The sequence below is a fragment of the Actinomadura sp. 7K534 genome (genome assembly GCF_004348575.1).
Classification (GTDB): domain Bacteria; phylum Actinomycetota; class Actinomycetes; order Streptosporangiales; family Streptosporangiaceae; genus Spirillospora; species Spirillospora livida.
This window is the reverse complement of sequence record NZ_SMKB01000531.1, coordinates 1-728: the sequence shown is the minus strand read 5'-3', so window position 1 is coordinate 728 and position 728 is coordinate 1. Positions and strand designations below refer to the sequence as shown.

Here is a 728-nt window from a genome sequence, read left to right as displayed (position 1 = left end):
AAGGGGGCACGGGGTGAGTTCGTGCACGAGGTGACCCGTCGGCCCATCTGGCGGCTGCTCCTGCGGGGGCTCGGCGTCTACCTGCCCGGTTGGGAGATGCCGGCGGGGGCCCTGCGTTCCCGGGACGGATTCGGCCCGCCCGCGTACCTGAACGGCGACGCCGGGTTCGGCCTGCAGATCTCCGGGCGGCGCAGGGGGCTGGAGCCCGACCGGGAGATCTACGTCCGAGGGCGGGAGAATCCGAGCTTCGGCATAGTCGTGGCGGGCCCGGCGGCGGCCATCGGCAGCCGCGTGGTGGACGCGGAGGTGCTGATGCGCTTCGCGCGGAGGCTGACGTTCGAGGAGCTCTTCGACACCGGCGACGCCGATTCCGTCCCGTACGCGGTGCGAGGGGCGCGCGCGGTGGAGAACGCGGTGTTCCTTGATCGAGCGGCCGGCATCGGGCTCTGCGCCGAGGTCGATCCGGTGTCGCGCGCCCTGACGTGCCCGCTGTACGTGCGACTGGGCGGCCCGGCGGAGCGAACCGTGCGGGTCTACGGCATGGCCGCCCAGCCGGTCGGGGCTCCTGGCTGACGCGGGGCAGCGTCACAGCCGGGCGGAGAGCGCGGTGTCTCGAAGCCGGATGGTTCTGGGCTCGATGCGGAGGTCGGCTCGGGGCTTCTGGGCTGCTGTCTCTTATACACATCTGACGCTGCCGACGAATAGCCTTGTGTAGTACTCGGTGGGCG

Annotated in this window: 1 protein-coding gene; it reads left to right on the top strand. The window is 71.7% G+C overall.

The genetic code is table 11. The annotated features are described in order from the left end of the window. Nucleotides 1–573: hypothetical protein (locus E1266_RS37565; protein ID WP_132055370.1), on the top strand; the 573-nt coding region annotated here is incomplete at its 5' end. Nucleotides 574–728: the final 155 nt, after the last annotated feature.